Genomic DNA, 24,932 nt, shown 5'->3' with positions numbered 1-24,932 from the left:
CGCGTGGGCGATGCCGCTGAGAGCGGTCAGGTGCGGCCGCGGTGGGCGGCGACGCGTTCGCGGGTGGCGCAGCGGGTGCTGCAGTAGCGCCGCGGGCTGCCACCCCCGAGGTCCAGGTACGGCCGGCGGCAGGCGACCGAGGCGCACAGCCCGCCCGGCACGCGCTGGTGATCGGCCAGCAGGACGGCCAGCGCCAGGGCCGACGAGGCCAGGAACCACTCCCCCCACGGCGCGTAGTCGTCGCCGTCCACGTGCAGGTGCCAGGGAGTCGTGGCCCCGTGGTTCGTCAGGCGGGGCGCCCGCGCGGCCGTCGCCAGAAGATCGTTCAGCCGGGCGGCCGCCACGTCGGGACCGGCGGCGGCGAAGACGGTGACCAGCCGCTCCGCCGCGGCCCGCATCGCCGCCAGGTCGGCCTCGCCCAGGTCCAGGTCGCCGGTTTCGCCGTGATCGCGCAGCACCCGCGCGACCGACTCCGCCGACGGCTCCTCGTGCAGCAGCGCGACGCACAGATCCACGGCCCGAGCCGCCATCGCTTTGGTCGAGTGAACCGCCACGCCAGCAGCGTATGCCCGGAGACACGGAAACGGCGGGGCTCCCCCAGCCCCGCCGTACCGCGTCGAACCTGACGAGAGCTCAGCCGCCGCAGGCCGCGAAGACGTAGCTGTCCTTCAGGAGCGAGTAGTGGTCCCGGACCTTGACGGCCCCGGTTTCGGTGTCGATCTGGACGATCGTCATCTTGTTCGCCTTGCCGTCGGGGTACTGCACGAGATGCAGTGTCACCTGCTGGTCGCCGGTCCAGTCGATCATGTTGAGGTCGCCGGCCGGCAGCTTGACCTTCCGCTTGGCGATGATCTGGTCGCTCTGCATGTCGTACAGGACGAGCTGGGACTTGGCGCCGCCCATGACGACGTTCGCGGTCGTCCGGCCGTCGGCCGCGAGGGCCGACGGGGAGTTCGCGGCGACGATCTGCGGCGGCGTGGCCCGGTACAGCTGCTCGCCGGACTCGCTGTAGGCGATCAGGTCCGTGACGGACTCGTCGGCGGAGACCTCGGTCAGCAGTTCGCCGCCGTCGGCGCTGAAGCCGAGCAGCGTCTGCCCGCCGGGCGTCGAACCGAGCAGGGCGCCGGTGGCCGTGTCGAAGATCCGCGTCTTCACCGCCTTGTTGGTGGCGAAGACGGTCGCGAGCCTGCCGCCGTCGTCGGAGAGCTGGAACGTCACGTCGTACTGGGCCACGCGCGGCAGCGCGTCCTTGGCGAAGACCTTCACCCCGCCCCCCATGGTCCGTACGGCCAGCCGCCCGGACTTGGTGAAGTACGCGACGCGCCGGCCGTTACCGCTGACGGCGATGGGCGCGACCTGGGTGTGCGACGACTTGCCGTTCGCCTCGCGGGCGATGGTCTCGGCGTCGGGCAGGGAGCCCTTCTCCCCGCTGTGCATCATCAGCCGCCACTCACCGCACGGCCGCTGCTCGCCCTTGACCGTGCAGCCCTTGACCGAGGCATAGCGGATGCCGTCGTGGTGGTCATGTGGCATGGCCTGGGCGGCCTGAGGCGCGGCCACCAGAGCGGCCAGCCCTGCCGCGATCGCCACGGCGATCCTGATCTTCATCGTCGTCACTCCCCTGCCACTCTGAAGGCGTACCTGGTCTTGCTGATCGAGTACTTGTCCGTCTGCGTGGCGGCGCCGGTCTCCGTGTCGACGGTGAACTCCCGTACCACCGCCGTCGAGCCTTCGTCACCTGTCTGCACGAGCACCGTGAGCCGCCCGTCCGCACTCCACTGGGCGAGGTACGGCGTCTGCCCCGCCTTCAGCGCCAGATCCACGCCCGCGGAGAGGTCCCCGGTCTCCAGGTCGTAGATCCGCAGCCGAGGGACCTTCTTGGCTTCCTCGTCCCCGGAGATGATCACCGCGACGGTCTTGCCGTCGGCGGCCAGCGCGGTCATGGCGGAGTTCGCCACGACCTGCGACGGCGTGCGCCTGACCGAGGTGCCGTCGGTCCGGTACGCGATCAGCGTGAGGGTGTTGTCGCGATTGAAGCGCTGGGCCAGCACCTCGCCCCCGTCAGTGCTGAAGCCGTTCATCGAGTCCTTGGCGGGCAGCTCTACGATCTTGCCGGTGGCGATCGTGACCACCTTGGTCGGGACGCGCTCCTTCTCATCGGTGGAGTCGACCAGCAGCCTGTCCCCCTGGGGCGACAGGTGCAGGCTGAGCGGGCTCGTCCCGTACCGCTTGGGCACCAGGGACGCGGCCAGCACCTTGACCGGTCCGCCCGCCGCCTGCCGTACGACGATGCGGTGGTCGCCGGCCCGCTCGTAGGCGATCACGCGGCCGTCGCCGCTGATGGCGAACAGGCCGGCGTCGTCGAGCCTCCTGCCCTTGCCGTCGATCTCGGTGGTGGAGGCGTCCTTGACGGTGAGTTTCCCACCGTCGCGCGTGATCAGCTGCCAGTGGCCGCAGGGGTAGGTGGTGTCGTTCTTCTTGTCGGTACAGGTCTTGATCCAGGCCGCCCGGACCTGGGAAGGGCCTGCTTGGGCGTGCGCGGCGGGGGGAGTGATCCCCAGCCCGCCGATGACCGCCGACGCGAGGAGCGCGGCGGCCGCTGAGGTGTACCTCATGGTGGTGTTCCCTTCACTCGTCCGGTTAGATACCGGCCGAGCGAAACGGGTTGATCACAGGTGAGACACATTCATGTGCCCGCCCGGACAGGGGGGTCAGCGCAGCGGGCGGCGGCCCGCGAAGCCCAGGTCCGTGCGGTGATACCAGGTCAGCTCGGTCTCGCCCTCGATCCAGCACAGGCGTACGGACACCCCGTCGAGCACGGCGGGAAAGTCGACGAGGACCGGCGCGATCCCCTTCACCTCGATGCCCTGGCCGGTCCAGGTGCTCAGGATCTCCTCGATGCGCGCCTCGATCGCCTTCATCTCGGGGATGCCGCCCAGCGCGGACACGCCGGCGCTCTGGCGGTCGAAGGCGATCTCGGCCAGGTCGGCTCGGGCAGTGATCAGCTCGCCGGCCGCGTCGATGATCGACGGCATGAGCGAGCGCGCCTCGTCGAGGGTGAATGTCCTGGCCATGCCCGAACGCTATCGGGTGCGCTCGTGGGCGCGCATCATCGTCACCGGTTGGGCTCGTAGGCGCGCACGAGCAGCTGCTCGGCGTCGTCGAGGTAGGCCTCGAGGAAGGCGGCGGCCTCGTCCGGCCGGTCGGCTTCGAGGAGCTCGAGGAGCTTGCGGTTGCGGGTGACGAACGGCTCGTGGAAGGCGCGCGGATTCTTCATGACGTGGAAGACGAGCCGCAGCTCGGCCAGAAGCTGGCGCATGGCCTCGTCGAGCCGGGGGCTCTGGTTGAGCGTCACCAGCGCCTGGTGGAAGCGGATGTTGGCGGTGCCCACGCCGCGCCAGTCGTCGTCGGCGGCGGCCCGCTCGGCGTCGGCCACGGCCTCCCTGATCACGGCCAGCTCCTGGCCGCTCGGGCGGCGCCGGACGGCCGCGCCCTCGATCACCCGGCGTACGCGGTAGAGGTCCGCGACGTCCTCGGCCGACAGGATCCGCACGAACACGCCCCTGTTGAGCCGGTGGTCCAGCAGCCCCTCGTGGCCGAGCAGCCGGAACGCCTCGCGCAGCGTGTTGCGTGACACGCCGAGCGCGTCCGCGATGGCCTCCTCGGACAGGCGCTGACCTGGCTCGAAGAAGCCCTCGGTGACACGGTCGCGCAGGATGTCGGCCACCCGCTCGGCCGTGCTGCTGCGGCCCAGCCTGGACCGGTCATGTTCGAGATCCGAAAGGGGGCTGTCCGCCGCGTCATCCACAGTCAACAGGGAATCATCCAACAAACCTCTTGTCGAATTGTTCAACGATCCTTATGTTGATAAGAACCCCCTGATCGAAGGAGCGATGATGACAGGCTCCACGCGGCAGACCCGGCGGGTGATCCTCGCCAGCCTGATCGGCACTTCTCTGGAGTGGTACGACTTCTTCCTCTACACGACCGCGGCGACGCTGGTCTTCGGCAAGCTGTTCTTTCCCACCTTCGACCCGCTCAACGCGACCCTGCTGGCGCTGACGACCAACGCCGTCGCGTTCGTGGCCAGGCCACTCGGCGGGATCGTGTTCGGCCACTTCGGCGACCGCGCGGGCCGCAAGACCGTGCTGGTCGTGACGCTGCTGGTGATGGGCGTCTCCACGTTCCTCATCGGCGTGCTGCCCGGCTACGACAGCGTCGGCGCGCTCGCGCCGGTCCTGCTGGCCACACTCAGGTTCATACAGGGGCTGGGCCTGGGCGGCGAGTGGGGCGGCGCGGTCATCATGTCGCTGGAGCACGGCGACGACCGCCGTCGCGGCTTCAACGCCAGCTGGCCGCAGGTGGGCGTGCCCGCCGGATACGTGCTGGCCACCGGGACGCTGGCGATCCTGTCGTTCACGCTGTCGGACGCGGCGTTCCTGTCGTGGGGCTGGCGGGTGCCGTTCCTGCTGTCGGGCGTGCTGGTGCTGGTCGGGCTCTGGGTCCGGCTGAAGGTCACGGAGTCGCCGCTGTTCACGGAGCTGGCCCAGCAGGGCGCCAAGGCGAAGATGCCGCTGCTGGAGGTGCTGCGTACGCACCCGCGCGCGCTGCTGTCGGCCTTCACCGCGCGCATCGGCGTGGACGTGGCCTTCTACACCTTCACCGCCTACATCCTGGTCTACCTCACCGGCCCGCTGAAGCTGGAACGCTCGGTGGGGCTGAACGCGGTGCTGATCGGGTCCGCGCTGCAACTGGCGCTGATCCCGCTGTTCGGCGCGCTGTCGGACCGGGTCGGCCGGCGACCCGTCTACTTCGCGGGCGTGCTCGGCGCCGCGGTCTGGGTGTTCGTCTTCTTCCCGCTGCTCGACACCAAGTCGTTCCCGCTGATCGCCCTGGCCGCGATCGTCGCGCTCATCACCCACGCGGCGATGTACGGCCCGCAGGCCGCCTTCATCGCCGAGTTGTTCAGCACCAGGCTGCGCTACAGCGGCGCGTCCATGGGGTACCAGGTCGCCGGGATCGTCGGGGGCGCGCTGGCGCCGATCATCGCGCTGAAGCTGTTCGCCGCGTACGGCACCACGACGGCGGTCTCCCTCTACGTGGTGGCCGCGCTGGCCGTCACGGCCATCGGCCTGGCCATCGCGCCGGAGACCCGCGACCTGGACATCACCGCCGACCCCGGCGACGTAGCGCAACGAGTCTGAACGCCCTGCCTTCGGCCGGAACCCGTCGGCCGTACCTCCGCAAGTCTGCCGCGAAATGCGCGGGCGGTAGCTGCCACCGCCGCCCGCGCGGGAGGTCTCCGTGCGCATCACCCTGTCGGTCATCCTGGTCCTCGCCGCGCTGCTCGCGATCCCCACCGTCATCGGGGCGATCGGCGGTCTGGAGAGCACCGAAGGCGGCGAGATCGCCGTCGTCCGCGACGGCGGCTGGTTCGACGACAACCAGGTACGCCAGGTCATCGACCCGGGCTCCGGCCTGACCTGGACGGGCATGTGGTCCTCCGTCCACCCCTACCCCGCGCAGCAGCGCTTCTACACGATCACCGCCGACGCCAAGCGCGCCACCACACTCGGCGTGGACGTGGTGACGGTGCCGAGCAGCGACGGCGTGAACCTGGGCATCGAGGGCACCCTGTACTTCACGCTCAACCTCGACCACGACACGCTGAAGAAGTTCGACGACAAGTACGGCACGCGCACGTACCGCGCCCAGAACGACGAGTCGCTGGCCGCGTGGGACGGCGACGACGGCTGGTCGGCGTTCTTCGGCCAGGCCGTCCGCCCCGTGGTGGACAACGCGCTGCGCGCGCAACTGGGCAACATGCGCTGCGCCGAACTCGTCCCCTCGTGCTCCCTGCTGGCGAACACGGCGCTCAAGGACCAGGGCGCCGACGCCAAGACCCAGGACAGCAACACGAACATCACCAGAGTTCAGAACACCGTCAACGCCACCCTGGCCCGGGACCTGCCCGAGACGCTGGGCGGCGAGTTCTTCACCGGCCTGCGGTTCACCCTGGCCAAGGTGACGCTACCGGCCGAGGTGCAGCAGGCCGTGGACAGATCGCTGGCCGCCAACGCCGCCGTCTCCGAGGCCCAGGCCCGGGTGGCCCAGGCCAAGGCCGAGTCGGCCGCGAACCAGGCCCGCCAGGAGGGCTACGACAAGTGCCCGGCCTGCGCCGAGATCGACAAGCTCAAGTCACTCCCCCAGGGCATCACCGTCTACGCCCCGGGGAACCCGCAGTCCATCGTGGTCCCGGCCCGCTGAGTTGATCCCGGCCCACGGAGTTGATCCCGATCCACGGAGTGATCCCGGCCCACGGAGTGATCCCGGCTCGCTGGGTGATTCCCGGCCCGCTGAGTGATCTCGGCCCGTTGAGAACCGTCCGGGCGCTCGTGTGCGATAGCTGAGGTGTGAAACGGTTCCACCTCAGCCGGCGCGAGCCCCCGGACGTCGGCTCCGACAGCACGGACGCCGAGTTGATCGCCGCGATCGCCGCGGAGAGCGTCACGGCGCTGCGCCTGCTCCACCGCCGGCACGCCCCCTGGCTCAGAACCCGGCTGGCCCGCCGCTGCGCCGATCCCGACGCGGTGGACGACGCCCTGCAGGACACCTTCCTCGCGGTGTGGAAGTCGGCGGCCCGCCGTCGTGGTCGCCGTGGTGGGACAAGGCGCTGGTCGTCGGCGGCTACCTGCTGGTACGGGCGCTGAGCGGGCCCGCCGGCGGGCGGCTGGACGTGTTCGAGCCGCTGACCGCGCTCGGCGTCGGCGCGCTGGCCGCCGCCCTCGGCGTGGCCGTGGGCCGATGGGTCAGCTGGCTGATCGCGGGGCCGGTGGTCGTGGCCGGGCTGGGGTTGCTCATCTTCTTCAACACCAACCCCGGTGCCTGGAGGCTGCCGGTGATGCAGACGCACTGGATGGACTGGCCCGACCGCCCGACCGGCCCCCACCTGGTCTGTGCCGTACCTGTGGCTGGTGGTGTCAGGCCGTGACCTTCGGTGACTCGTCGGCGCGGGGGCGGCGCCAGGAGCCCTTGAAGGCGGCGATCGAGAGCAGGAAGACCACCTGGCCGGCCAGCGCCACCCACAGCCAGGTCCCCCATCCGCTGGCCGCGACCACCATCGGCGCGATCACCAGCAGCGCCACGATCATGACCCGGACGACCATGCCCCACAGGCCCAGCGCCGCGCCCTGGAGCCGGGCGTCGACGTCCTCGGCGTCTTCGGAGAAGTTCGCCATCCAGGGGACGTAGGCGACGCCCAGGACCAGGAACAGGATCGCGTAGACCAGAGTGACCGTGCCGGCCGTGGCGCCCGTGCCGATGAGGCTGATGAAGTACGCCAGCGTCGCGATCGTCAGCACGATGCCCACGGCCGTGAACGGCTTGCGCAGTTGCAGCCGGTCGGAGATGCGGCCGACCACGATGACGGCCAGCGCGTTGAGCAGGATGCCCAGGGCGACGACGCGGTTGGCCTCGGCGGGCTCCATCCGGAACGCGGTGCTGGCCAGGATCGTCTGGCCGAAGATCGCGAAAGTCCAGTAGAGCACCTGCCAGCCGGTGTTGCCGAGCACATGGGCCCACAGGTGGCGGTGCCGGAGCAGCTCCTTCACCTTGCCCGGGTCGATCTTCTCCTCGCTGGCCACCGCCTCCTCGTACCGCATGACCTGGGCGCGCAGGGCGGCCGACGGTTCGGCGATCTGCCAGATGATGACCCCGCACAGGACCAGCGAGACGACGCCCATGATGATCGCCTGCGACTGCCAGGCGTTGCCGAACATCGGCAGCGTGAAGCCGGCGATGAACGAGGCGAGGAAGGAGGCGCCGACCGGCCCCCAGGTCCAGAACGCGAACGCCTGCGCGCGGCCCAGGCGCGGTGAGAAGTCGCGGACGAGCGAGGCGGTGATCGTGATGCCCGCGCCCTCGATGAACAGCATCAGGCAGCGGACCGCGAACAGCTCGCCGACCGAGTCCACGGTGGCCAGCAGGAAGTTGCAGGCCGCGGTGACGGTCAGCGTGGGCACCAGGATCGTGACCCGGCCCCACCGGTCGGACAGGATGCCGCCGAACCCGGCCGACAGCCCTCCCACCAGCACCGAGACGGCGGCGATCTGCCCGTAGACCGTCAGGGACATCTTCAGGTCGTCCAGCAGCAGCGGCAGGATGGTGGCGATCGTCGTCTCGAAATTGGCCACCAGACTCGCCAGCACGGCTATCGCCAGGAGCCAGACCCGTCGGCGGCCGACGGGGTACACGTTCAACTCACGGACATAGAACGGCTTCATCTGAATCGCGGCGCGGAGACCCGGTCCTTCAGGGCCGGGAGGAAGCGCCACCCCTCCTTTCGAAAACAGTATGGAAAGACTCGGTCACGTTCGGTAATATGTGCGGTGGGTGAGGGCGCTGTGCCAGGAGGTGCGCGATGGCGATCCGCCGCTCCGCCACCAAACGCCACGGCCTGCCCTCGATCGCGCAACTGCGGCTCACTCCCACCCCGGCCCAGGCCGACGCGCTGGCCGCAGCGGTGCAGGTGTGCAATCAGGCGGCCACCGTCGTCTCCCGTCTGGCCTGGCAGCACCGCGTCTTCACCGTGCTGGAGCTGCACCGGCTGGCCTACTACGAGGTGCGCGCGCAGCTGGCCGGGCTCGGCGCGCAAGCCGCCATCCGCGCGATCGCCCGGGTCGCCGGCGCCTACGCCAACCGGCGCGCCAGCAAGAAACGCGCTCACATCTTCCGCCCGCACGGCGCTGTCCCGTACGACGCCCGACTGATGAGCTTCAACCGGGACGCCCGGACAGTGTCGCTGTGGACCCCCACCGGCCGCGTCACCGTCCCCTACACCGGCCGGCCAGAAGACCTCAAAACCGTGGACACACTGCCGGTGGGTGAGGCCGACCTGATCTGCAGGCGCGGGGTGTGGCTGCTGCAGGTGGCCGTCATGCTGCCCAAACCGGTGACGCGCGACCCGGTTCACGGTTTCGTGGGGGTGGATCAAGGGGTGGCGAACCTGGCGGTCACCTCCGATGGTGCGGTACTGCCCGGCCCCGCCCTGGACGGGCCGATCGGCGGTAACGGCCACGTCCGCACCCTGCGGGAGCGGCGGCATCGGCAACGCCGGCGCCTGCAGCGCAAGGGGACGTCTGCGGCGCGGCGGGTGCTGCGCCGTCTGTCCGGGCGTGAGCACCGGATGATGACCGACCTCAACCACCAAATCTCGACGTATGTGGTGCGCGAAGCCGAACGCACCGGCCGCGGCATCGCCCTGGAGGATCTGCAGGGCATCCGCGGCCGGGTAAGGGCTCATCGGCTCCAGCGGCGCACCCTGCACAGCTGGGCCTTCGCCCAGCAGATCACCTTCACCCGCTACAAGGCCGCCCGCGCCGGGATCGCCTTCCTGCTGGTCGACCCCGCCTACACCTCCCAGGCCTGCCCGGACTGCGGGCACATCAGCAGGGCGAACAGGCCGGCGCGGGGCCGGTTCGTCTGCACAAGGTGTGGCCTCGCTGGGCACGCCGACCACATCGCAGCCCGCAACATCGCCACACGCGGCATAGCGGGCTGGGCTGCCATCAACCAGCCACACGCTACCGGCCTCCCCTCACCCAGACGGGACCGTGAGAGCAAACCACCAGCTTCAACCGGTGGTAGTTGATTACCCAGTCCTTAGGGGGACGGTGGGACGGTGCGTGACTGTCGCTCTAGAACGCGTTTCTAGTTGCTGTTGAGTTTGCCGCCTTATCCAGATAAGTCAAGATTTGTGGCTATCACGATGTGATCTCGGTCACACGGCCAGCGTTGTGATTGAATCGCGGCCATTTCGCAGAACACGGGTCCCTTTATAGGCATAAACTGCGCGCCTGTGAGCCTGCCTGTACGTGAACGTTCCCCCCGGCCGGGAGGCGGTCGACACCGCCGTCCCGTGCCCACGTCCCTGCCGCCGGACGCCCCTGTCCTCGTCCTCGCGGTGCCGGGCAGCACCTCGGGCGTGGCAGCGGAGATCGCGGCCGTGGTACGCGTCGACAACCCTCAGATCGAGGTACGCCTCACCAGCGTTACCGATCTCGCCGACTCGCTCCCCTCGGGGCGCGAGTCGATCGTGGTGCCGCTGCTGACCTGGGACGATCCGATCGTCCTGGCCGAGATCGGCAAGGCCGTCGCGGCGGCCGGGTCGCACGCGGTCGTGACGGAGGCGCTCGGCCCGCACCCGCTGCTGGCCGAGGCGCTGCACATCAGGCTGGCCGAGCGCGGTCTGGCCAGGGCCGACCGGGTCCGGCTGCTGAACGTCTCCAGCCCCGTCGACGCCATCATCCTGGGCACGGTCGGCGGCGAGCGGGCCGTGCACGCCGTCCAGGCGACCGCGGTGCTGCTCGCCTCGCGGCTCACGCTCCCCGTGGTGGCCGCCTCTCTCGACAGCGATCCGGGCGTGCCGGTGGCGGCCGAACGGCTGCGGGCCGCCGGCGCCACGCGTCTGGCCATCGCCCCCTGCCTGATCGGCCACGAGGCCCCGGCGGAGGTGGCCGAGCAGGCCGCCACGGCGGTCAGCGCGGGTCACTCCGAACCGCTCGGCGCGCACAGCGCGGTGGCCGAGCTCGTCGCGCGGGCTTACGGAAGCCAGCTCGCGACCTGACAACGCTGTCCAGGCCGCCACGGACGAACGAACCGCGGCGGCCTGGGCTTTCAAGCCTCGGGCTTGACCAGTGCCGCCGTGCTCTCGCGGATGATGAGATCCGTGGCCAGTTCCACCCGCCGGCTCTCCGGGGCCTCCCCGCGCTTCATCGCCAGGACCGTGCGCGTCGCCAGGGCGGCCATCTCCTGCAGCGGCTGGCGGACCGTGGTGAGCGGGGGCCAGGCCGACTTCGACAGGGGCAGGTCGTCGAAGCCGACGACGCTCAGGTCTTCGGGTACGCGCAGGCCGCGCTGGCGGGCCGCCTCGAAGACGCCGAAGGCCATGAGGTCGCTGCCCGCGAAGATCGCCGTCGGCGGGTCGGGCAGGGAGAGCAGGGCATGGCCCTGGTCGTGGCCGGAGTCGACCAGGAAGGTGCCTCTGCGGATCAGCGTGGGATCCACCTCGACGCCCGCAGTCTCCAGCGCCGCCCGGTAGCCGTCGATGCGCGCCTGGCTGCAGAGCATGTCGCCCGGCCCGCTGATCATGCCGACCCTGCGGTGGCCCAGCTCCAGGAGGTGGCGGGTGGCCGCCAGGCCGCCGTGCCAGTTGGTGGCGCCCACCGAGACCACGCCCGGCGCCGGCTCGCCCTCCGGATCGACCACCACGAACGGCAGTGAACGCGCGCTCAGCTGCGCCTGCACCCCGGTCGAGAGCTTGGAGGCCACGACCACCACGCCGTCCGTCCGCCGCGAGGCCAGCCGGTCCAGCCAGTCTCTGCCGGGACCCGCGTGGGTGTGCAGGACCGACATGACGACGCTCGCCCCCGCGTCGCGGGCCGCGGACTCGGCGCCGCGGACGATCTCCATCGCCCACGGCGACTCGATCTCGGCGAACACCAGGTCCACCAGACCCGAGGGCGTGTCGTCCTGGCTGGTGCGCCGCTGGTAGCCGTGCTCGTGCAGCAGCCGTTCGACGCGGTGGCGAGTCTCCGGGGCGACTTCGGGACGGCCGTTGATGACCTTGGACACCGTGGGGATCGAGACCCCGGCCTCCTCGGCTATCAGGGCGATCGTCACCCGCCTCTTCGCTGGCATGAGCCGGAGTCTAACCGAAACTTTCGGCCCTGAGTCGGGATCACCTCCACGATGGCTATTGACGCATTACAGACAGGCTACTTATGCTCCGGGCAAAGAAATTATCGGGGGTTTTACGAAACTTTCAGCAGCGGAGAAGGGAACCCCTATGAGGCGCAGTCTCGTACTGGTCGCCACGGCCTTACTCCTCGCCGGCTGCGGCGGTGGCGGGACCGCGGAGCCCGCGCGGAGCGGCAAGCCGGCCTCGGCCGCGAAGGTGACGCTCGAGTGGTGGCACTTGTCGACCTCCGAGCCGTTGAAGACGATGTGGGCGACCAGGGCCAAGGAGTTCGAGGCCGCGCATCCCAACGTCACCATGAAGCTCACCGTCCTGGAGAACGACGCCTACAAGGCCAAGCTGACCACGCTCACGCAGTCGGGCAAGGCGCCCGACCTGTTCGCCACGTGGGGCGGCGGAGTCCTGAAGCAACAGATCGACGCGGGCCTGGTCAAGGACATCACCACCGACGCCGCTCCTGTCATGAACGGATTCACCAAGGCGTCGCTGGCGGCCTACCAGTTCGACGGCAAGACGTACGCGCTGCCGACCGACATCGGGATGGTCGGTTTCTGGTACAACAAGCAGCTCTTCGCCAAGGCGGGCATCACCGCGCCGCCCACCACGTGGACGCAGTTCCTGGACGCCGTCAAGAAGCTGAAGGCGGCGGGGACCACCCCGATCGCGCTGGCCGGCAAGGAGAAGTGGCCCGGCCACTACTACTGGGCCTACCTGGCCATGCGCATCGGCGGGCTGCCCGCTTTGCAGCAGGCCGGAGTGGACCACGACTTCACCAAGCCCGACTTCGTCGCCGCCGGCCAGCAGCTCAAGGCGCTGGTCGACCTGCAGCCGTTCCAGAAGGGCTTCCTCGGGGCCGGCTACGGCACCCCTGACGGCCAGGCCGCGACCATGTCCAACGGCAAGGCCGCGATGGAGCTGATGGGCCAGTGGGCGCCCACCGTGCAGGCTTCATCGGGCAAGGGACTCGGCGACAACCTGGGCTTCTTCCCCTTCCCGACGGTCGACGGCGGCAAGGGCGCGATCACCGAGGCGTTCGGCGGCGGCGGTGGCATCGCGGTGGGCGCCGACGCGCCCGCGGAGGCGGTGGAGTTCGTGAAGTTCATGACCGAGGAAGGCAATCACGCCAAGGCCGTCGAGTCCGGCGGGGTGCTTCCCGTGCTGAAGGGCGAGGAGAGCGCGGTCAAGGACGCCAACCTGAAGGTGGTGGCCCAGTCGCTGGCCTCCGCCACCGGCTTCCAGCTCTTCCTCGACCAGGCGTACCCGCCAGCGGTCGGTCAGGAGGTCAACGACAGCGTGGCGCAGCTCATCGGCGGCACCAAGACGCCCCAGCAGGTCGTCGAGGCCATCACGGAAGTGGCCAAGAGCGAATGACGACGCTGACCCGGGGGCCGGAGGCGACCGCGCTCCCGGCCCCCGCCTCCCCCTCCCCGGGGCGGCGGCGCGGCTGGGTGACGATCGCGCTGTTCGTCCTGCCCGCGCTGGTGCTGTTCCTGCTGCTCGTCGTGGCGCCGATCCTCATCGCCTTCTACGCCAGCGCCTTCAAGTGGAACGGCTTCGGCGGGCTGCCGACCAACTTCATCGGGCTGGACAACTTCACCCGGCTGTTCGGCACGGACGTCTTCCGGGACGACGTCTGGCACCTGGTGGTCCTCGTCGTCCTGACCGTCGTGGTGCAGCTGCCCATCGCGCTGGGCATCGCCATGCTGCTCAACCAGCGCATCCGCGGGCGGACGCTGTATCGGCTGGTGTTCTTCGCGCCGTACGTGCTCTCCGAAGTGATCACCGGCGTGCTGTTCTCGCTGATCCTGTCGCCGGACGCCGGGGTGGGGAACCGGATCCTGGGCCTGGTCGGGCTGAACTCCGATTGGCTCGCCGACCCTGACACGGTGATGCTGTCGCTCTTCCTGGTCATGACGTGGAAGTACTTCGGCTTCCACATGATGATCTACCTGGCCGGGCGGCAGAACATCCCCGAGGAGCTGATCGAGGCCGCCCAGATCGACGGCGGCACGCCGTGGCGGGTGTTCTGGCACGTCACGCTGCCGTTGCTGGGGCCGACGATCAGGATCAGCGTGTTCCTTTCGGTCATCTACACGATCCAGCTGTTCGACCTGGTCTGGATCCTCACCCAGGGCGGCCCCTCGCACTCCTCGGAGACGATGGCCGTCACGATGCTGGAGTTCGGGTTCAAGCGCGCCCAGGTCGGCTACGCCAGCGCGATCAGCGTGGTGATGTTCGGCCTCAGCCTCGTCTTCGCCCTCGCCTACCAGCGCTTCGTGATGCGCCGCGACCTCGAGGGCGCGACCACCAGGATGGGAGACCGCCGATGAGACGGCCGACACTGCCCCTGCACGTGATCGCGTGGATCGTCGGCGCGTTCATCCTCATCCCGGTCGTCTACGCGCTGCTCGGCGGCTTCAAGAGCACCGCCCAGCTGTCCGTCAACCCGTTCGGCCTGCCCGACCCGTGGGTCCCGTCGAACTACACCGACGTGCTCACCCAGGGCTCGTTCTGGCGGCAGCTGTGGAACAGCACGTTCATCGCGCTGGCCTCGACCGTGCTCGTCGTCGCGCTGTCGGCGCTGGCCGCCTTCGTCTTCGCCAGGTTCGCCTTCCGTGGCAGGGAGGTGCTGTTCACGCTGTTCACGATGGGGCTGATGTTCCCGTTCGCGGTGGCGATCCTGCCGATCTTCGTGCTGCTGCGGACGTTCGGCCTGCTCGACAACCCGCTCGGCGTGATCCTGACGCAGGCCGCCTTCGGACTGCCGCTGACCATCCTCATCCTGCGCGGCTTCTTCAGGAGCATCCCCGGCGAGATCGAGGAGGCGGCCACCATCGACGGCTGCTCGGCCTTCGGCTTCTTCTGGCGCATCCTGCTGCCGATGGCCCGGCCCGCGCTGGCCACCGTCTCCGTCCTGGCGATCGTCGGGAGCTGGAACAACTTCATGCTGCCGCTGGTCGTCTTCAGCGACGAGTCCGGCTGGACGCTGCCGCTGGGCATCCAGCAGTTCCAGGGCCAGTACAGCTCCGACACCGCCCGGATCCTCGCCTACCTCGTCCTGGCCATGGTGCCCGCGCTCGGGTTCTACGCCATCGCCGAACGCCACCTGATCGGTGGCCTCACCGCTGGTGCCACGAAAGGGTGAACATGCTGCAGGTGTCCGGAAGCCGGCTCGTCACCGCCGACTCCACTCCGGTACGGCTACGCGGAGTGGGACTCGGGGGCTGGCTGAGCATGGAGAACTTCATCACCGGCTATCCCGCCAACGAGACGGCGATGCGCGAGGCCGTACAGGGGGTGCTGGGCGAGGATCGGGCGGAGCTGTTCTTCGAGCGGCTGCTGACCTCGTTCTTCACCGAACAGGACGCGGCGCTGCTGGCCGGGCTGGGGGTGAACTGCGTGCGCGTCCCGGTCAACTACCGCCGCCTCGAGTCCGACCAGCGGCCCTTCGAGGTCATCGAGCGCGGCTTCCGCCACCTCGACCGGGTGGTCGACCTGCTCGGCTCGTACGGCGTGTACAGCGTCATCGGCCTGCACGCCCTGCCCGGCGCGCAGAACCAGCACTGGCACTCCGACAATCCCACCCACGTCGCCGCGTTCTGGAACCATCGCCACTTCCAGGACCGGGCCATCCACCTGTGGGAGGCCATCGCCGAGCGCTACCGCGACCACCCGTGGGTGGCCGGGTACAACCCGCTCAACGAGCCCGGCGATCCGAGCGGCAAGGTGATCGGGCCGTTCTACGACCGGCTGGTCAAGGCGATGCGCGCCGCCGATCCGCGGCACGTGCTGTTCCTCGACGGCAACACCTACGCCACGGACTTCTCGATCTTCCGGGAGGTGTACGGGAACACGGTCTTCGTCTGCCACGACTACGCCCTGGCCGGGTTCGCGCACGGCGGGCCGTACCCCGGCTACACCCGCGGCGAGTGGTGCGACCGGAAGGAGCTGGAGCGGACCTTCCAGCAGCGGTGCCGGTTCCAGCGCGAGACGGGGACGCCGCTGTGGGTGGGTGAGTTCGGGCCCGTCTACACCGGTCACCCCGAGATCGACGAGCAGCGCTACCGGATCCTGCGCGACCAGCTCGACATCTACGACGAGCACGGGGCCGGCTGGTCGCTGTGGACGTACAAGGACGTGGGGCTGCAGGGGCTCGTCCACGCGGCGGGGCCGTACCTCGACAGGTTCGGGGCGTTCATCGGCAAGAAGCGGCGGCTCGGCGCGGACCGGTGGGGCTCCACCATGGAGGAGTCGGCCGACGTCCTGGCGCCGCTGCACACGCTGCTCGACACCGAGGCGCCCGGCTGGGCTCCCTATCCGTGGGGGGCGCGTTACCAGGCGGACGACCTGATCAGGCACATTCTCATCGCGCAGGCGATGCTGCCCGAGTACGCCGAGCTGTTCAGGGGGCTGTCCGACGACGACGTGGTGGAGCTGGCCGACTCCTTCGCGCTGGAGCGGTGCGTACGGCGGCAGCCACTGCTCGACCTGCTGGCCGCGAACCTGGGCAAGTGACGTGCGGCGCCGCGTTCCGGCGCGCTCTTCCGGCGTGGCGCTCCGGCGCGCTGTCTACTTCTGGCGACACGGCTGTGGCGTCACGCGGGATTGTCGGTGGCGCACCCTACGATGAGGCTCCTCACGGAGGGATACCCACATGCTGGACTCGCTGATCGTGCCCCTGTTCGTCACCACGGACCTGCCGCCGCAGGCGGACCTGGCCGAGTTCGGGGAGTTGCTGGCAGAGACGGCGCGGACGCTCGACCATGACGACGTGAGCTACGCCGCGTTCCTGGCGGGCAAGGTGTTCTGGCTCGACCGCCCGGTGCTGCCCCGGCAGCGGCCCGCGGCCGAGGGCGAGCCCAGGTTCGCGGCGCTGCTCGGCTACCTGGCCGCCTCCGGGACCGGGCACACCTCGCGTGACGTGGTGGCCGACGCGCGCCGGGCGATCGACGCCGCCGTCGCCTCCCGCTACGGCGACGTGGGGGCGGCGCCCGCCGTGTTCGCGATCCGCGACCGCGACGTGCGGGAGCGCACCCCCGACACGGCCGTCTACGTCGGCACCCGCGACGCCGCCGCCGACCTGGTCTCGGTCACGCGCCCCTACCTCTGACCCCGTCCGACGGCAGCGGCACAGGGGCCAGAGGCACGGGCGCCAGACGTGCAGGCGCCAGAGGCACGGGCGTCAGGGCGTCAGCGTGGGGTCACCTCGACGAACGAGACGCCCGGCATCGGCAGGTTGAAGTCCACCGTCACCGCGCCGCCCTCGGCCGTGACCACGGCCGCCGGGGTCAGCTCGTCCAGGGTGTTGTCCGAGCGCAGCTTGTCCCACTGGTGCTCCAGGGGCCAGTCGCCACCGCCCATCGCCCGCCAGACCGCCCCGATGTTGGAGTGCCACTCGTCGACGCGGTGGTGGGTGAGCGTGTAGTCCCCGTCGAGGCCCGCGACCGTTAAAGAGACCGCGCGTGACAGCTCGGGGGCCCCGTCGGCCTGCGCCTGGTTGAGGGTGCCGTTCCAGGCCAGCACCCCGACGCGCCCGTCCGCGTGCCGCGCCGCCCAGACCTCGACCCCACCGGCGTCCCCTTCGACCACGGTCGCCAGCTCCTCGTCGCCCAGACGGTTGGCCAGCGTGAGCGCGTGGAAGCGAGGCTTGCGCAGGTTGCCGACCGTCAGCAGGCCGAAGCCGCCGTGGAAGAGCCGTGGCGGCCGCCCCAATTCCTCGAAGTGGTCCGAGGCCACCCAGTGCGACACGGCGGCCAGCCGGCCCGCCGCCGACTTCATGCCGTGCAGCAGGAACGTGGCCCCGAACGGCCCGTCCCCGATGCCGTGGAAGTGGGTCGGGGTCGGCCCCCACTCGGTCCACCAGACGGGCGTGTCCGGCACGCCGTACCTGGCCAGAGTCGGGCGCCAGTCGAGCGGGGCGTTGCCGTAGGTGTGGGTGGAGATGAAGTCGAGCTCCGCGCCCGATTCGGCGACGTGCGCCAGCAGCTCCTCCACCCAGCCGTTGGCCGCCGAGGCGGGCCCGCCGACGCGCAACGACGGGTGCACGTTCTTCACGGCGGCGGCGCTGACGTCGTAGAGCAGGAAGTACTCCTCGGGCGTGCCCGTCCAGAAGACGGCGAGGTTGGCCTCGTTCCACACCTCGAAGGCCCAGTTCTCGATGAGCTCCTGGATCCCGTACCGGTCGACCAGGTGCTCGACCAGCGCTCTGACCAGGTCGCTCCACGCCTCGAAGTCCTTGGGCGGGGAGACGATCGCCTCGTAGCCGAACACCGTCCTGGACGGGTCGGCGGCCAGGTCGCGCGGCATGTAGCCGAGCTCGACGATCGGCCGCAGGCCGAGCTCCATGATCGTGTCGTAGACCTCGTCGACCTTGCCGAAGTCGTAGACCGCCTGGCCGTCGACCTCCTTGTAGACCCCGAGGTCGTCGCCGAAGATGGCGTGGGCGCGGACCGTCTCGACCCCGAACTCCGCGCGCACGACGCGCAGCGCCTCGGTGAGCTCCTCGCCGATGGTCCGGCCGCCCGTCTCGTCCTTGCTCAGCACGTACGACAGGTGCTCGGAGCCGATCATGTACCGCCACGGCCGGGGCAGGTCACGGGTCACGGCGGCGGCGTCGACCCGCACGCTGACCGTCGCCGCTCCGCCCGCCAGCGGAGCCGCCGCGACCGCCTCGGAGACGGGCCCGACGCTCTCCATGGAGGCGATCGCCGCGACCGTGTACGACGCCGCGCCGTGCCCTGTGTCGACATAGCGGCAGGCGGGCACGGCGGCCACGTCCACGTCGGGCTGCGAGATCGCGACGCCGTCCCTGTGCACCAGGTAGCCGATCGCCTCCGGCACGGGTTCCCACGTCAGCGTCACATGGCCCGCACCGGGGACGGCCCGCAGCCCGGCCGGCGCCTGAAGGCTCAGCTCGGCGGCCGGAACCGCCTGCCCTGAGGCCTGGTGGATGCGTTCTCGCCAGTCACGGTGGGCGGCATCAGCCGAACTCATCTGGGATCCCCGATCTTTTGGAGGGTTCACTTGGCGGGAGGGGCCCCCTGAACGGCCCACTCCTCGATTTCCATCACCGGCCGGAGTTTCGCCTCGACGCCCGCGCCGCCGAAGTAACGATGGAGGTCGCCGCCGGTGAGCACGTTGCCCAGGGCGGCCATGACCATGCCCTGGTCGAGCGCGAGGTACCACTTCGACACGGCGCCCGAGCGGACCGCGACGGAGTCGTAGAAACCGCCGGGCCCATAGGCGTCGAAGTTCTTGCGGATCTTGGCCAGGTTATCCATCGCCTGGGCCCGCGCGTACGGCAGAGCCAGGAAACTGGCGTGCGGAGTGACGACTCCCTCGCCGTAGGAAGCGGGTTCCGGCTGGGCCGGGCGGCAGCCCTCGTACCCGGGATCGGTGCTGGTGCGCTCCTCGTCGGAGGTGTAGCCCGGGGTGTCCATGCCGAGCGGGTCCACGCCGTACTCGCGGTAGCCGCCGCGCGGGTCGTTGGACGGTGAGAAGCCCCAGTAGCCGTACTTGGCCTCGTTCAGGCCGTGCTCGATCTGCGCCTTGACGAACACCGGGTGGTTGCGGCCCCAGCTCCGTGGCGCCCACTTCGCCTCGGGCACGACCAGGTCCGGCATCAGCGCCTCGAACATCGAGCCGCCCCAGTTCGGAACGAACCGCATGCCGCGGTAGCCGTACGTGCCCTCCCAGACGTTGACCCCCAGGTACGTCTTCCACGCCCCGACCGGCTTCTGGTCCTGCCAGCCGAAGTCGCAGCCGTTGTCGGGGAAGGTCCGGTAGGGGCCGTAGTAGCTCTGGGGCGGAATCTGGCCGAGCGCGATGCCCACATATTGGCCGATGCGGGTCTCGGCGGGCGCGCCGTAGTGGTGGCAGGTGGACCAGACCTTGGTGCCGGTGCCCGCGTAGTCGCTCTCGACCGAGCAGCCCTCCGGCTTCTCCGGCCAGAAGCCGCCGCGCAGCAGTCCGGTGCCCGCGTCGGGGCGGGCGGCCGGGTCGTAGTACGACGTGAAGTTCATGGAGGTGACCAGCTTCGAGGCCCGCGCGGAGTAGCGGGGCACGGCGTTGCGGACCATCATCAGGGCCGTGGCCAGCCAGCCGTTGTCGACGCTGGAGGCGAACAGCGACACGGGGTCGCCGTTGTCGGGCCAGGTGTGGACGAGCTGGAGGGTCGCCGGGTCGTACCAGTTGTAGTACTGGCCGGTCGGGGTGTCGCGGTCCATCCGCTCCAGCGCGTCGAGCACCTTGCCGACGCGGGCCGTGGCCTCGCCGGAGGCGATGACGCGCAGGTCGCGGGCGACGAGCGTGCTCCACAGATAGGTGCCGATGTTGGTGGGCGAGGTGACCTTGGCCCGGGTCTTCAGGTCACCGGTGACCTTGTCGGACGGGATGCCGGTGGCGGGGTCGACCATGGCGGCCATCGACCGCCACGTGTCCTTCGCGTACTGAAATAACGTGCTATTTCCCGATGAAGCGCTGGCCGGGCTGGGCACAGCGGCGGCCAGCACCAGCAGGCCGGCGATCACGGCTGTCTTGCGCATGGGGGTGCTCCTCAACTCGAGCTACTTGAGTCCTGTTACTTAAGGCCGGACGTGGCGATGCCCTGGATGAAGAAGCGCTGCAGGAAGACGAACAGGACGAGGATCGGCGCGACCACGATCATCGCCCCGGCGATGAGCAGGTTGTAGTGGCTGCCCTCGTGGCTGTTGAGGATGTTCAGGGCCACGGGCAGCGTGTAGACGTCCTCCGACTGCGCCACCACGGCCGGCCAGAGGAAGTTGTTCCATGATCCGAGAAAGGTGATCAGGCCCAGCGTGGCCATCGCGGGCTTGCAGAGCGGCAGCACGATCCTGAAGAAGATCCGGAACTCCCCCGCCCCGTCCACCCGCGCCGCGTGGATGAGCTCGTCGGGCAGCTCGGCGATGAACTGCCGCATCATGAACACGCCCAGCGGCGTGATCAGCCCCGGCAGGATGATGCCGAGGAAGGTGTTGACCATGCCGAGCTTCGCGATCAGCACGAACTGCGGGATCATCAGCACGATCGCCGGCACCGCCATCTGCACCAGCACCAGCCCGAAGACGGCGTTCCTGCCACGGAAGCGCATCTTGGCGAACCCGTAGCCGACCATCGAGGAGAAGAGCAGGTTGCCGGCGACGATGACCAGCGCGACGAACACGCTGTTCGCGAACGCCTGCCCGATGTGCACCCGCTGCAGAAGTTCGGAGTAGTTGTCCAGCGTGAACGTCTCTGGCCAGAACGTCGGCGGGTCGCGCCGGATCTCCGCCTCCGGCTTGAGCGAGCTGAGCCCCGCCCACAAGAACGGCCCGACGACCAGCAGCAGCCCGACGCTCAGGCCGAGGTAGGTGATCAGGTTCTGCCCGCGGGTCCGCCTCACCGCGCCCTCCCGATCCTTAGCTGCAGTACGGCCAGCGCGATGATCACCGTGAACAGCACGGTCGCGGCGGCCCCCGCGTAGCCGTAGTTGCCCACGCCGAACTGCTTGAAGATGGCCAGCGAGGCCGACAGCGTGGAGTTCAGCGGCCCGCCGCCGGTCATGATCAGCGGCTCCTCCAGGAACTGCAGGAACCCGGTCGAGCTGTAGACGGTGCAGAACAGGATCACCGGCCGCAACTGCGGCAGCGTGACCGACCTGAACCGCCTCCACCGCCCGGCCCCGTCCACCTCCGCCGCCTCGTACAGCTCCCGGGGGATCCCTTGCAGCGCGGCGAGGAAGACCACCATGTCGAACCCGAAGCTCCGCCAGGCCGTCATCACGATGATCGACGGCAGCGCGGTGGCCTGATCCTGCAGCCAGGCGGCCCCTTGGAGGCCGACCAGCCCCAAGAGCCGGTTGACCAGGCCCGCCTCCGGCTCCAGCAGGAACTTCCAGGCGACCGCGACGCCGATGATGCTGGTGATGTGCGGCAGGTAGTAGCCGAGCCGGAAGAAGGCGGCGGGCAGCCGGGCGATGCCGGAGTTCAGCGCCACGGCGGCGGCCAGGCCGAGCCCGATGGTCAGCGGCAGCCCGGTGACCACGAAGATCGCGGTGTTCAGCGCCGCCTTGCGCATCGCCTCGTCGCCGGCCAGCCTGATGTAGTTCTCGACGCCGACCGGGTCGACGGCCAGCGGGTCGGCGACGTCCGTACTGCGCATGTCGGTGAAGCTCATGCCCAGCCCGGCCAGCAGCGGCCCGAGGTAGAACACCACGAACATGAGCACGAACGGCAGCACGAACACCCAGCCGAGCCCGCCCCTGCGAAGCAGCGCCATCACTACAGGCCGGTGCCGACCGTGTCGGCCTGCGCCTGGATGGCCTTGGCCGTCTGCTCCGGCGTCTGCTTACCGAGCGCCAGCTTCTCCAGCTCGGTCTCGAACACCTTCGCCACCTGCTCCCAGGTCGGGTACGGCGGCGGCGTCTTGGCGTCCTTGAGCTGCTCGCCGAAGACCGCGAGCTGCTTGTCCGAGACCAGCTCCGGCTCCTGCCAGGCCGACTGGACGCTGGGCAGCGCCTTCACCGTGGTGTACCACTTGGCCTGCACCTTGGGGTCGGTGAGCCACTGGATGAACTTCCAGGAGGCGTCGCGGTTCTTGGCCTGCTTGAAGACCACCAGATCGGAACCGCCGACGAAGCTGGTCGCCGAGACCGGGCCCTTCGGATAGGGCGCGACGTCGAACTTGTCCTTGAAGTCCGCGCCGCCGTCGTTGTTCAGCACGCCGACCATCCAGGGGCCCGAGAAGAAGCCGCCGACCTCGCCCTTGATGAAGTTCTGCGGGAAGGCGCCCTTGGCGGTGTCGTTCGGGGCCAGCTTCTCTTCGAAGAGCGAGGCGTACTGCTTGAGCGCGGTCACCGCTTCGGGGGTGTCGAAGGTGTACTTGCCGTCCTTGACGATCTCGCCGCCGGCCTGCCAGATCAGCGGCACCAGCTCCTGCCAGGAGCCCTCGGTGTAGCCCTGCTGGAAGCCCTTCTTGGCGCCGCCCTTCTCCTTCAGCGCCTTGGCGAACGTCTTGAGCTCGGCCCAGGTCGCCGGCGGCTTGACGCCCGCCTTCTCGGCCTGGTCCGTGCGGTAGTACAGGACGCGGGTCTCGACGTACCACGGCACCCCGTACGCGGTGCCGTTCACGTCCACGGTCTGCCAGGCGCCGGGGAAGAACGCGGCCTTGTCGATGAGGTTGCCGGGCGTGGGGTCCAGCACGCCGGTCTTGGACAGCTCACCCGCCCAGGTGGAGCCGATCATGCTGATGTCGGGGGTGGCGCTGCCCGCGATGGCCGAGGTGATCTTGTCGTGGGCGACGTCCCAGCCCATCGCCGTCACGTTCACCTTGACGCCCGGGTTGGCGCTCTCGAAGTCCTTGGCGAACGCGCCGAGCGCCTTGCCCTCCTCGCCGATCCCCCAGACCGTGATCTCGCCGGCGGCCGCGCCGGTCTTGACGTCCTGCGCCTTCTCGGGCGCCTTGTCGGCACCGCGCCCGCAGCCGGTGATCAGTATCGCGAGAGTGAGCAGACCGGCGGCGGAGCGCCGGGTCGAGGGGTTCACTTGGGTTCCTCCTGGGGGTGGTGACCGCAGCTGGCGCGCAGCACCAGCTCGGTGGGCAGGACGAGGTGCTTCGGGGTGTCGCGGGCGCCGGTGATCAGCTCGTCGAGCGCCCGCGCGGCGCGCGCGCCCAGCTCGCGCGTCGGCTGGCGGATGGTGGTCAGCGCCGGGCGGGCGTGGCGGGCGGCCATGATGTCGTCCCACCCGGTCACGGCCAGCTCGTCGGGTACGGCCAGCCCGAGCTCCTCCGCGGCGAGCAGGGCGCCCAGCGCCACCTCGTCGTCGGAGCAGACGATCGCCTCGGGCCGCACCGGAGCGCGCAGCAGGGTCTTGGCGGCCTGGTAGCCGCACTCGACGGTGTAGTGCTCCGTCGGCACCGCCTCGATCGCGGTGCCGAGGACGGATCTGACCCCCTGCCAGCGCTCGTCCACGTCGTCACCCGTCGCGATCGGCGCGCCGAGGAAGGCGAACCGCTGGTAGCCGTGCCCCAGCAGGTGCTCGGCCAGCGCGCGGGCCGAGGCGGTGTTCTCGCTGCGCAGCGTGTCGGCCCCGGCGAGCGGCTCGCGCGAGACGAACACGAGCGGCATCCGCATCCGGACCAGCTCGGCTACCAGGTCGTCCGGAACCGTGTGGCCGAACACCATCAGTCCGTCCACCCGCCCCGCGAGATCCTTGACCAGGTCGTGCACGCGACTGCGGCCCTTGGTGGACAGGATCACCACCGACCGGCCCAGCTCGGAGGCCACCTCCTCGTAGCCGAGAAGGACCTCGGTGTAGTACGGGCCCGCCAGGTTGGGGAAGACGATGCCGTTGGCGGCGTGGCGGCCCTCGGCCAGGCTGACGCCGAGACGGCTGGGCGTGAAGCGGAGCTCCTCGACCGCCTTCAGCACCTTCTCGCGCGTCTTGGGCGCGACCGGCCCGGTGCCCCGCAGCGTGCGCGACACGGTCGCGATCGACACGCCGGCGAGCCGCGCCACCTCGTAGATCGTCACGTCCATCCAGGCTGCTCCTTTTTCTGTAAGCGCTTCCACCCGCAGCTGTGTAAGCGCTTACAGAAAGGCAGTCTGTCAGGCGTGTCAACATCTCGTACAGACCTCGCCCGGTAACGGTGCGGTTACGCCGACATGGGGTAGGCGGCAGGCATGCTCTATGGCAAGGAACACGTCCAGCGCTATCAGGAGACCGACGGCGCCGAGGGACACGACTGGAACAACACCACGACCCTCCTTCTCACCACCAAGGGCCGTAAGTCCGGCAAGTCGTACACGACGCCGCTCATTTACCAGAAGCACGGAGGCGTCTGCGTCATCGTCGCCTCCAAGGGCGGCGACCCGGACCATCCCGAGTGGTACAAGAACCTGCAGGCCAATCCCGAGGTCGGGGTGCAGGTGAAGGCCGAGAAGTTCACGGCTCGGGCCCGCACGGCCACGGACGAGGAGCGGCCCGAACTGTGGCGGCTGATGGCCGCCACCTGGCCCGACTACGACAACTACCAGCAGAAGACCGACCGGAAGATCCCGATCGTCGTCCTCGACCCCATCACCGGCTGACCACCGAGCCCGCCCCGGCCGTACTGTCGTACGGCGGGGCGGATGGTCCGCCGTACGACAGTACGGCGGGGCGGATGGTCCGCCTGGGAC

Annotated in this window: 25 protein-coding genes; 12 read left to right on the top strand and 13 right to left on the bottom strand. The window is 69.7% G+C overall.

The window, feature by feature from the left end:
• Positions 1-26 precede the first annotated feature (26 nt).
• From AB0B61_RS22530 to AB0B61_RS22510, 5 genes are all read right to left on the bottom strand, one after another.
• Positions 27-554 carry a CGNR zinc finger domain-containing protein gene (locus AB0B61_RS22530; RefSeq protein ID WP_358434912.1) on the bottom strand — a complete coding sequence of 176 codons (528 nt, stop codon included), beginning with the start codon at positions 552-554 and terminating at the stop codon, positions 27-29.
• A gap of 79 nt (positions 555-633) precedes the next feature.
• Entirely contained in the window at positions 634-1,608 is a 975-nt protein-coding gene (locus AB0B61_RS22525) for a hypothetical protein (protein ID WP_358434909.1), read from the bottom strand.
• Positions 1,609-1,613: 5 nt separating this feature from the next.
• Positions 1,614-2,615, bottom strand: a complete 1,002-nt coding sequence (locus tag AB0B61_RS22520; RefSeq protein ID WP_358434906.1) for a hypothetical protein — start codon at positions 2,613-2,615, stop codon at positions 1,614-1,616.
• Between the two features lie 96 nt (positions 2,616-2,711).
• Complete coding sequence (locus AB0B61_RS22515; RefSeq protein WP_358434903.1) at positions 2,712-3,074, bottom strand: DUF2203 domain-containing protein; 363 nt, start codon at positions 3,072-3,074, stop codon at positions 2,712-2,714.
• A gap of 41 nt (positions 3,075-3,115) precedes the next feature.
• Positions 3,116-3,814 (bottom strand): GntR family transcriptional regulator, encoded by a 699-nt coding sequence (locus AB0B61_RS22510; RefSeq protein WP_358434900.1) that lies wholly within the window; start codon positions 3,812-3,814, stop codon positions 3,116-3,118.
• An 82-nt stretch (positions 3,815-3,896) separates the two neighbouring features.
• Between AB0B61_RS22510 and AB0B61_RS22505 the strand changes: the two genes are divergently transcribed.
• From AB0B61_RS22505 to AB0B61_RS22490, 4 genes are all read left to right on the top strand, one after another.
• Complete coding sequence (locus AB0B61_RS22505) at positions 3,897-5,204, top strand: MFS transporter (RefSeq protein WP_358434898.1); 1,308 nt, start codon at positions 3,897-3,899, stop codon at positions 5,202-5,204.
• A gap of 100 nt (positions 5,205-5,304) precedes the next feature.
• Positions 5,305-6,267: an SPFH domain-containing protein gene (locus AB0B61_RS22500; protein WP_358434895.1), complete on the top strand. Its 963-nt coding sequence runs from the start codon at positions 5,305-5,307 to the stop codon at positions 6,265-6,267.
• A 146-nt stretch (positions 6,268-6,413) separates the two neighbouring features.
• Entirely contained in the window at positions 6,414-6,710 is a 297-nt protein-coding gene (locus tag AB0B61_RS22495; RefSeq protein ID WP_358434893.1) for a sigma factor, read from the top strand.
• Entirely contained in the window at positions 6,626-6,991 is a 366-nt protein-coding gene (locus AB0B61_RS22490; RefSeq protein ID WP_358434890.1) for a hypothetical protein, read from the top strand. Before AB0B61_RS22495 ends, AB0B61_RS22490 begins: the two co-directional genes overlap by 85 nt.
• Here AB0B61_RS22490 and AB0B61_RS22485 read toward each other — a convergent pair.
• On the bottom strand, positions 6,981-8,252 hold the full coding sequence (locus AB0B61_RS22485) for an MFS transporter (RefSeq protein WP_358435581.1): 1,272 nt from the start codon (positions 8,250-8,252) through the stop codon (positions 6,981-6,983). The genes AB0B61_RS22490 and AB0B61_RS22485 overlap by 11 nt on opposite strands.
• 167 nt (positions 8,253-8,419) lie before the next feature.
• Between AB0B61_RS22485 and AB0B61_RS22480 the strand changes: the two genes are divergently transcribed.
• Both AB0B61_RS22480 and AB0B61_RS22475 read left to right on the top strand, forming a co-directional pair.
• A complete protein-coding gene (locus tag AB0B61_RS22480; protein ID WP_358434887.1) occupies positions 8,420-9,649 on the top strand; it encodes a transposase in 1,230 nt (409 codons plus the stop codon).
• 267 nt (positions 9,650-9,916) lie between these two features.
• Complete coding sequence (locus tag AB0B61_RS22475) at positions 9,917-10,624, top strand: hypothetical protein (protein WP_358434884.1); 708 nt, start codon at positions 9,917-9,919, stop codon at positions 10,622-10,624.
• A 50-nt stretch (positions 10,625-10,674) separates the two neighbouring features.
• Here the strand turns inward: AB0B61_RS22475 and AB0B61_RS22470 are convergent, their stop codons facing one another.
• Entirely contained in the window at positions 10,675-11,697 is a 1,023-nt protein-coding gene (locus AB0B61_RS22470) for a LacI family DNA-binding transcriptional regulator (RefSeq protein ID WP_358434881.1), read from the bottom strand.
• Positions 11,698-11,845: 148 nt separating this feature from the next.
• Here AB0B61_RS22470 and AB0B61_RS22465 point away from each other — a divergent pair, with 148 nt between their 5' ends.
• The 5 genes from AB0B61_RS22465 (at position 11,846) to AB0B61_RS22445 (ending at position 16,865) form a co-directional block, all read left to right on the top strand.
• Positions 11,846-13,126: an extracellular solute-binding protein gene (locus AB0B61_RS22465; protein ID WP_358434878.1), complete on the top strand. Its 1,281-nt coding sequence runs from the start codon at positions 11,846-11,848 to the stop codon at positions 13,124-13,126.
• A complete protein-coding gene (locus tag AB0B61_RS22460; protein ID WP_358434875.1) occupies positions 13,123-14,085 on the top strand; it encodes a sugar ABC transporter permease in 963 nt (320 codons plus the stop codon). The genes AB0B61_RS22465 and AB0B61_RS22460 overlap by 4 nt, the downstream gene beginning before the upstream one ends.
• Positions 14,082-14,900: a carbohydrate ABC transporter permease gene (locus AB0B61_RS22455; protein WP_358434872.1), complete on the top strand. Its 819-nt coding sequence runs from the start codon at positions 14,082-14,084 to the stop codon at positions 14,898-14,900. The genes AB0B61_RS22460 and AB0B61_RS22455 overlap by 4 nt, the downstream gene beginning before the upstream one ends.
• Before the next feature lie 2 nt (positions 14,901-14,902).
• A complete protein-coding gene (locus tag AB0B61_RS22450) occupies positions 14,903-16,270 on the top strand; it encodes a cellulase family glycosylhydrolase (RefSeq protein WP_358434869.1) in 1,368 nt (455 codons plus the stop codon).
• A 139-nt stretch (positions 16,271-16,409) separates the two neighbouring features.
• Positions 16,410-16,865 (top strand): hypothetical protein, encoded by a 456-nt coding sequence (locus AB0B61_RS22445; RefSeq protein WP_358434867.1) that lies wholly within the window; start codon positions 16,410-16,412, stop codon positions 16,863-16,865.
• Between the two features lie 80 nt (positions 16,866-16,945).
• Here the strand turns inward: AB0B61_RS22445 and AB0B61_RS22440 are convergent, their stop codons facing one another.
• The 6 genes from AB0B61_RS22440 to AB0B61_RS22415 are packed head-to-tail and all read right to left on the bottom strand — an operon-like array spanning position 16,946 to position 24,290.
• A complete protein-coding gene (locus AB0B61_RS22440; RefSeq protein WP_358434865.1) occupies positions 16,946-18,748 on the bottom strand; it encodes a hypothetical protein in 1,803 nt (600 codons plus the stop codon).
• Positions 18,749-18,774: 26 nt separating this feature from the next.
• On the bottom strand, positions 18,775-20,298 hold the full coding sequence (locus AB0B61_RS22435) for a glucoamylase family protein (RefSeq protein ID WP_358434863.1): 1,524 nt from the start codon (positions 20,296-20,298) through the stop codon (positions 18,775-18,777).
• Positions 20,299-20,333: 35 nt separating this feature from the next.
• Complete coding sequence (locus AB0B61_RS22430; protein ID WP_358434860.1) at positions 20,334-21,155, bottom strand: carbohydrate ABC transporter permease; 822 nt, start codon at positions 21,153-21,155, stop codon at positions 20,334-20,336.
• A complete protein-coding gene (locus AB0B61_RS22425) occupies positions 21,152-22,030 on the bottom strand; it encodes a sugar ABC transporter permease (RefSeq protein ID WP_358434857.1) in 879 nt (292 codons plus the stop codon). The genes AB0B61_RS22430 and AB0B61_RS22425 overlap by 4 nt, the downstream gene beginning before the upstream one ends.
• Before the next feature lie 2 nt (positions 22,031-22,032).
• Complete coding sequence (locus AB0B61_RS22420) at positions 22,033-23,295, bottom strand: sugar ABC transporter substrate-binding protein (RefSeq protein ID WP_358434854.1); 1,263 nt, start codon at positions 23,293-23,295, stop codon at positions 22,033-22,035.
• A complete protein-coding gene (locus AB0B61_RS22415) occupies positions 23,292-24,290 on the bottom strand; it encodes a LacI family DNA-binding transcriptional regulator (protein ID WP_358434851.1) in 999 nt (332 codons plus the stop codon). Before AB0B61_RS22415 ends, AB0B61_RS22420 begins: the two co-directional genes overlap by 4 nt.
• 144 nt (positions 24,291-24,434) lie before the next feature.
• Here AB0B61_RS22415 and AB0B61_RS22410 point away from each other — a divergent pair, with 144 nt between their 5' ends.
• The gene (locus AB0B61_RS22410) at positions 24,435-24,842 is read left to right on the top strand and encodes a nitroreductase family deazaflavin-dependent oxidoreductase (RefSeq protein WP_358434849.1); all 408 of its coding nucleotides are present in this window, start codon (positions 24,435-24,437) and stop codon (positions 24,840-24,842) included.
• Positions 24,843-24,932: the final 90 nt, after the last annotated feature.

The sequence above is a fragment of the Nonomuraea sp. NPDC049158 genome, assembly GCF_040648335.1.
In the GTDB taxonomy this organism is placed as follows: Bacteria; Actinomycetota; Actinomycetes; order Streptosporangiales; family Streptosporangiaceae; genus Nonomuraea.
Note: the sequence above shows the minus strand (reverse complement) of the source record. Positions and strands in the feature narration are given on the sequence as shown.

Coding starts and splice junctions, on each gene's coding strand:
- AB0B61_RS22525 (WP_358434909.1), bottom strand. CDS start 1,608: ATGAAGATCAGGATCGCCGTGGCGATCGCGGCAGGGCTGGCCGCTCTG.
- AB0B61_RS22520 (WP_358434906.1), bottom strand. CDS start 2,615: ATGAGGTACACCTCAGCGGCCGCCGCGCTCCTCGCGTCGGCGGTCATC.
- AB0B61_RS22515 (WP_358434903.1), bottom strand. CDS start 3,074: ATGGCCAGGACATTCACCCTCGACGAGGCGCGCTCGCTCATGCCGTCG.
- AB0B61_RS22505 (WP_358434898.1), top strand. CDS start 3,897: ATGACAGGCTCCACGCGGCAGACCCGGCGGGTGATCCTCGCCAGCCTG.
- AB0B61_RS22480 (WP_358434887.1), top strand. CDS start 8,420: ATGGCGATCCGCCGCTCCGCCACCAAACGCCACGGCCTGCCCTCGATC.
- AB0B61_RS22470 (WP_358434881.1), bottom strand. CDS start 11,697: ATGCCAGCGAAGAGGCGGGTGACGATCGCCCTGATAGCCGAGGAGGCC.
- AB0B61_RS22465 (WP_358434878.1), top strand. CDS start 11,846: ATGAGGCGCAGTCTCGTACTGGTCGCCACGGCCTTACTCCTCGCCGGC.
- AB0B61_RS22460 (WP_358434875.1), top strand. CDS start 13,123: ATGACGACGCTGACCCGGGGGCCGGAGGCGACCGCGCTCCCGGCCCCC.
- AB0B61_RS22455 (WP_358434872.1), top strand. CDS start 14,082: ATGAGACGGCCGACACTGCCCCTGCACGTGATCGCGTGGATCGTCGGC.
- AB0B61_RS22450 (WP_358434869.1), top strand. CDS start 14,903: ATGCTGCAGGTGTCCGGAAGCCGGCTCGTCACCGCCGACTCCACTCCG.
- AB0B61_RS22445 (WP_358434867.1), top strand. CDS start 16,410: ATGCTGGACTCGCTGATCGTGCCCCTGTTCGTCACCACGGACCTGCCG.
- AB0B61_RS22440 (WP_358434865.1), bottom strand. CDS start 18,748: ATGAGTTCGGCTGATGCCGCCCACCGTGACTGGCGAGAACGCATCCAC.
- AB0B61_RS22435 (WP_358434863.1), bottom strand. CDS start 20,298: ATGCGCAAGACAGCCGTGATCGCCGGCCTGCTGGTGCTGGCCGCCGCT.
- AB0B61_RS22425 (WP_358434857.1), bottom strand. CDS start 22,030: ATGGCGCTGCTTCGCAGGGGCGGGCTCGGCTGGGTGTTCGTGCTGCCG.
- AB0B61_RS22415 (WP_358434851.1), bottom strand. CDS start 24,290: ATGGACGTGACGATCTACGAGGTGGCGCGGCTCGCCGGCGTGTCGATC.
- AB0B61_RS22410 (WP_358434849.1), top strand. CDS start 24,435: ATGCTCTATGGCAAGGAACACGTCCAGCGCTATCAGGAGACCGACGGC.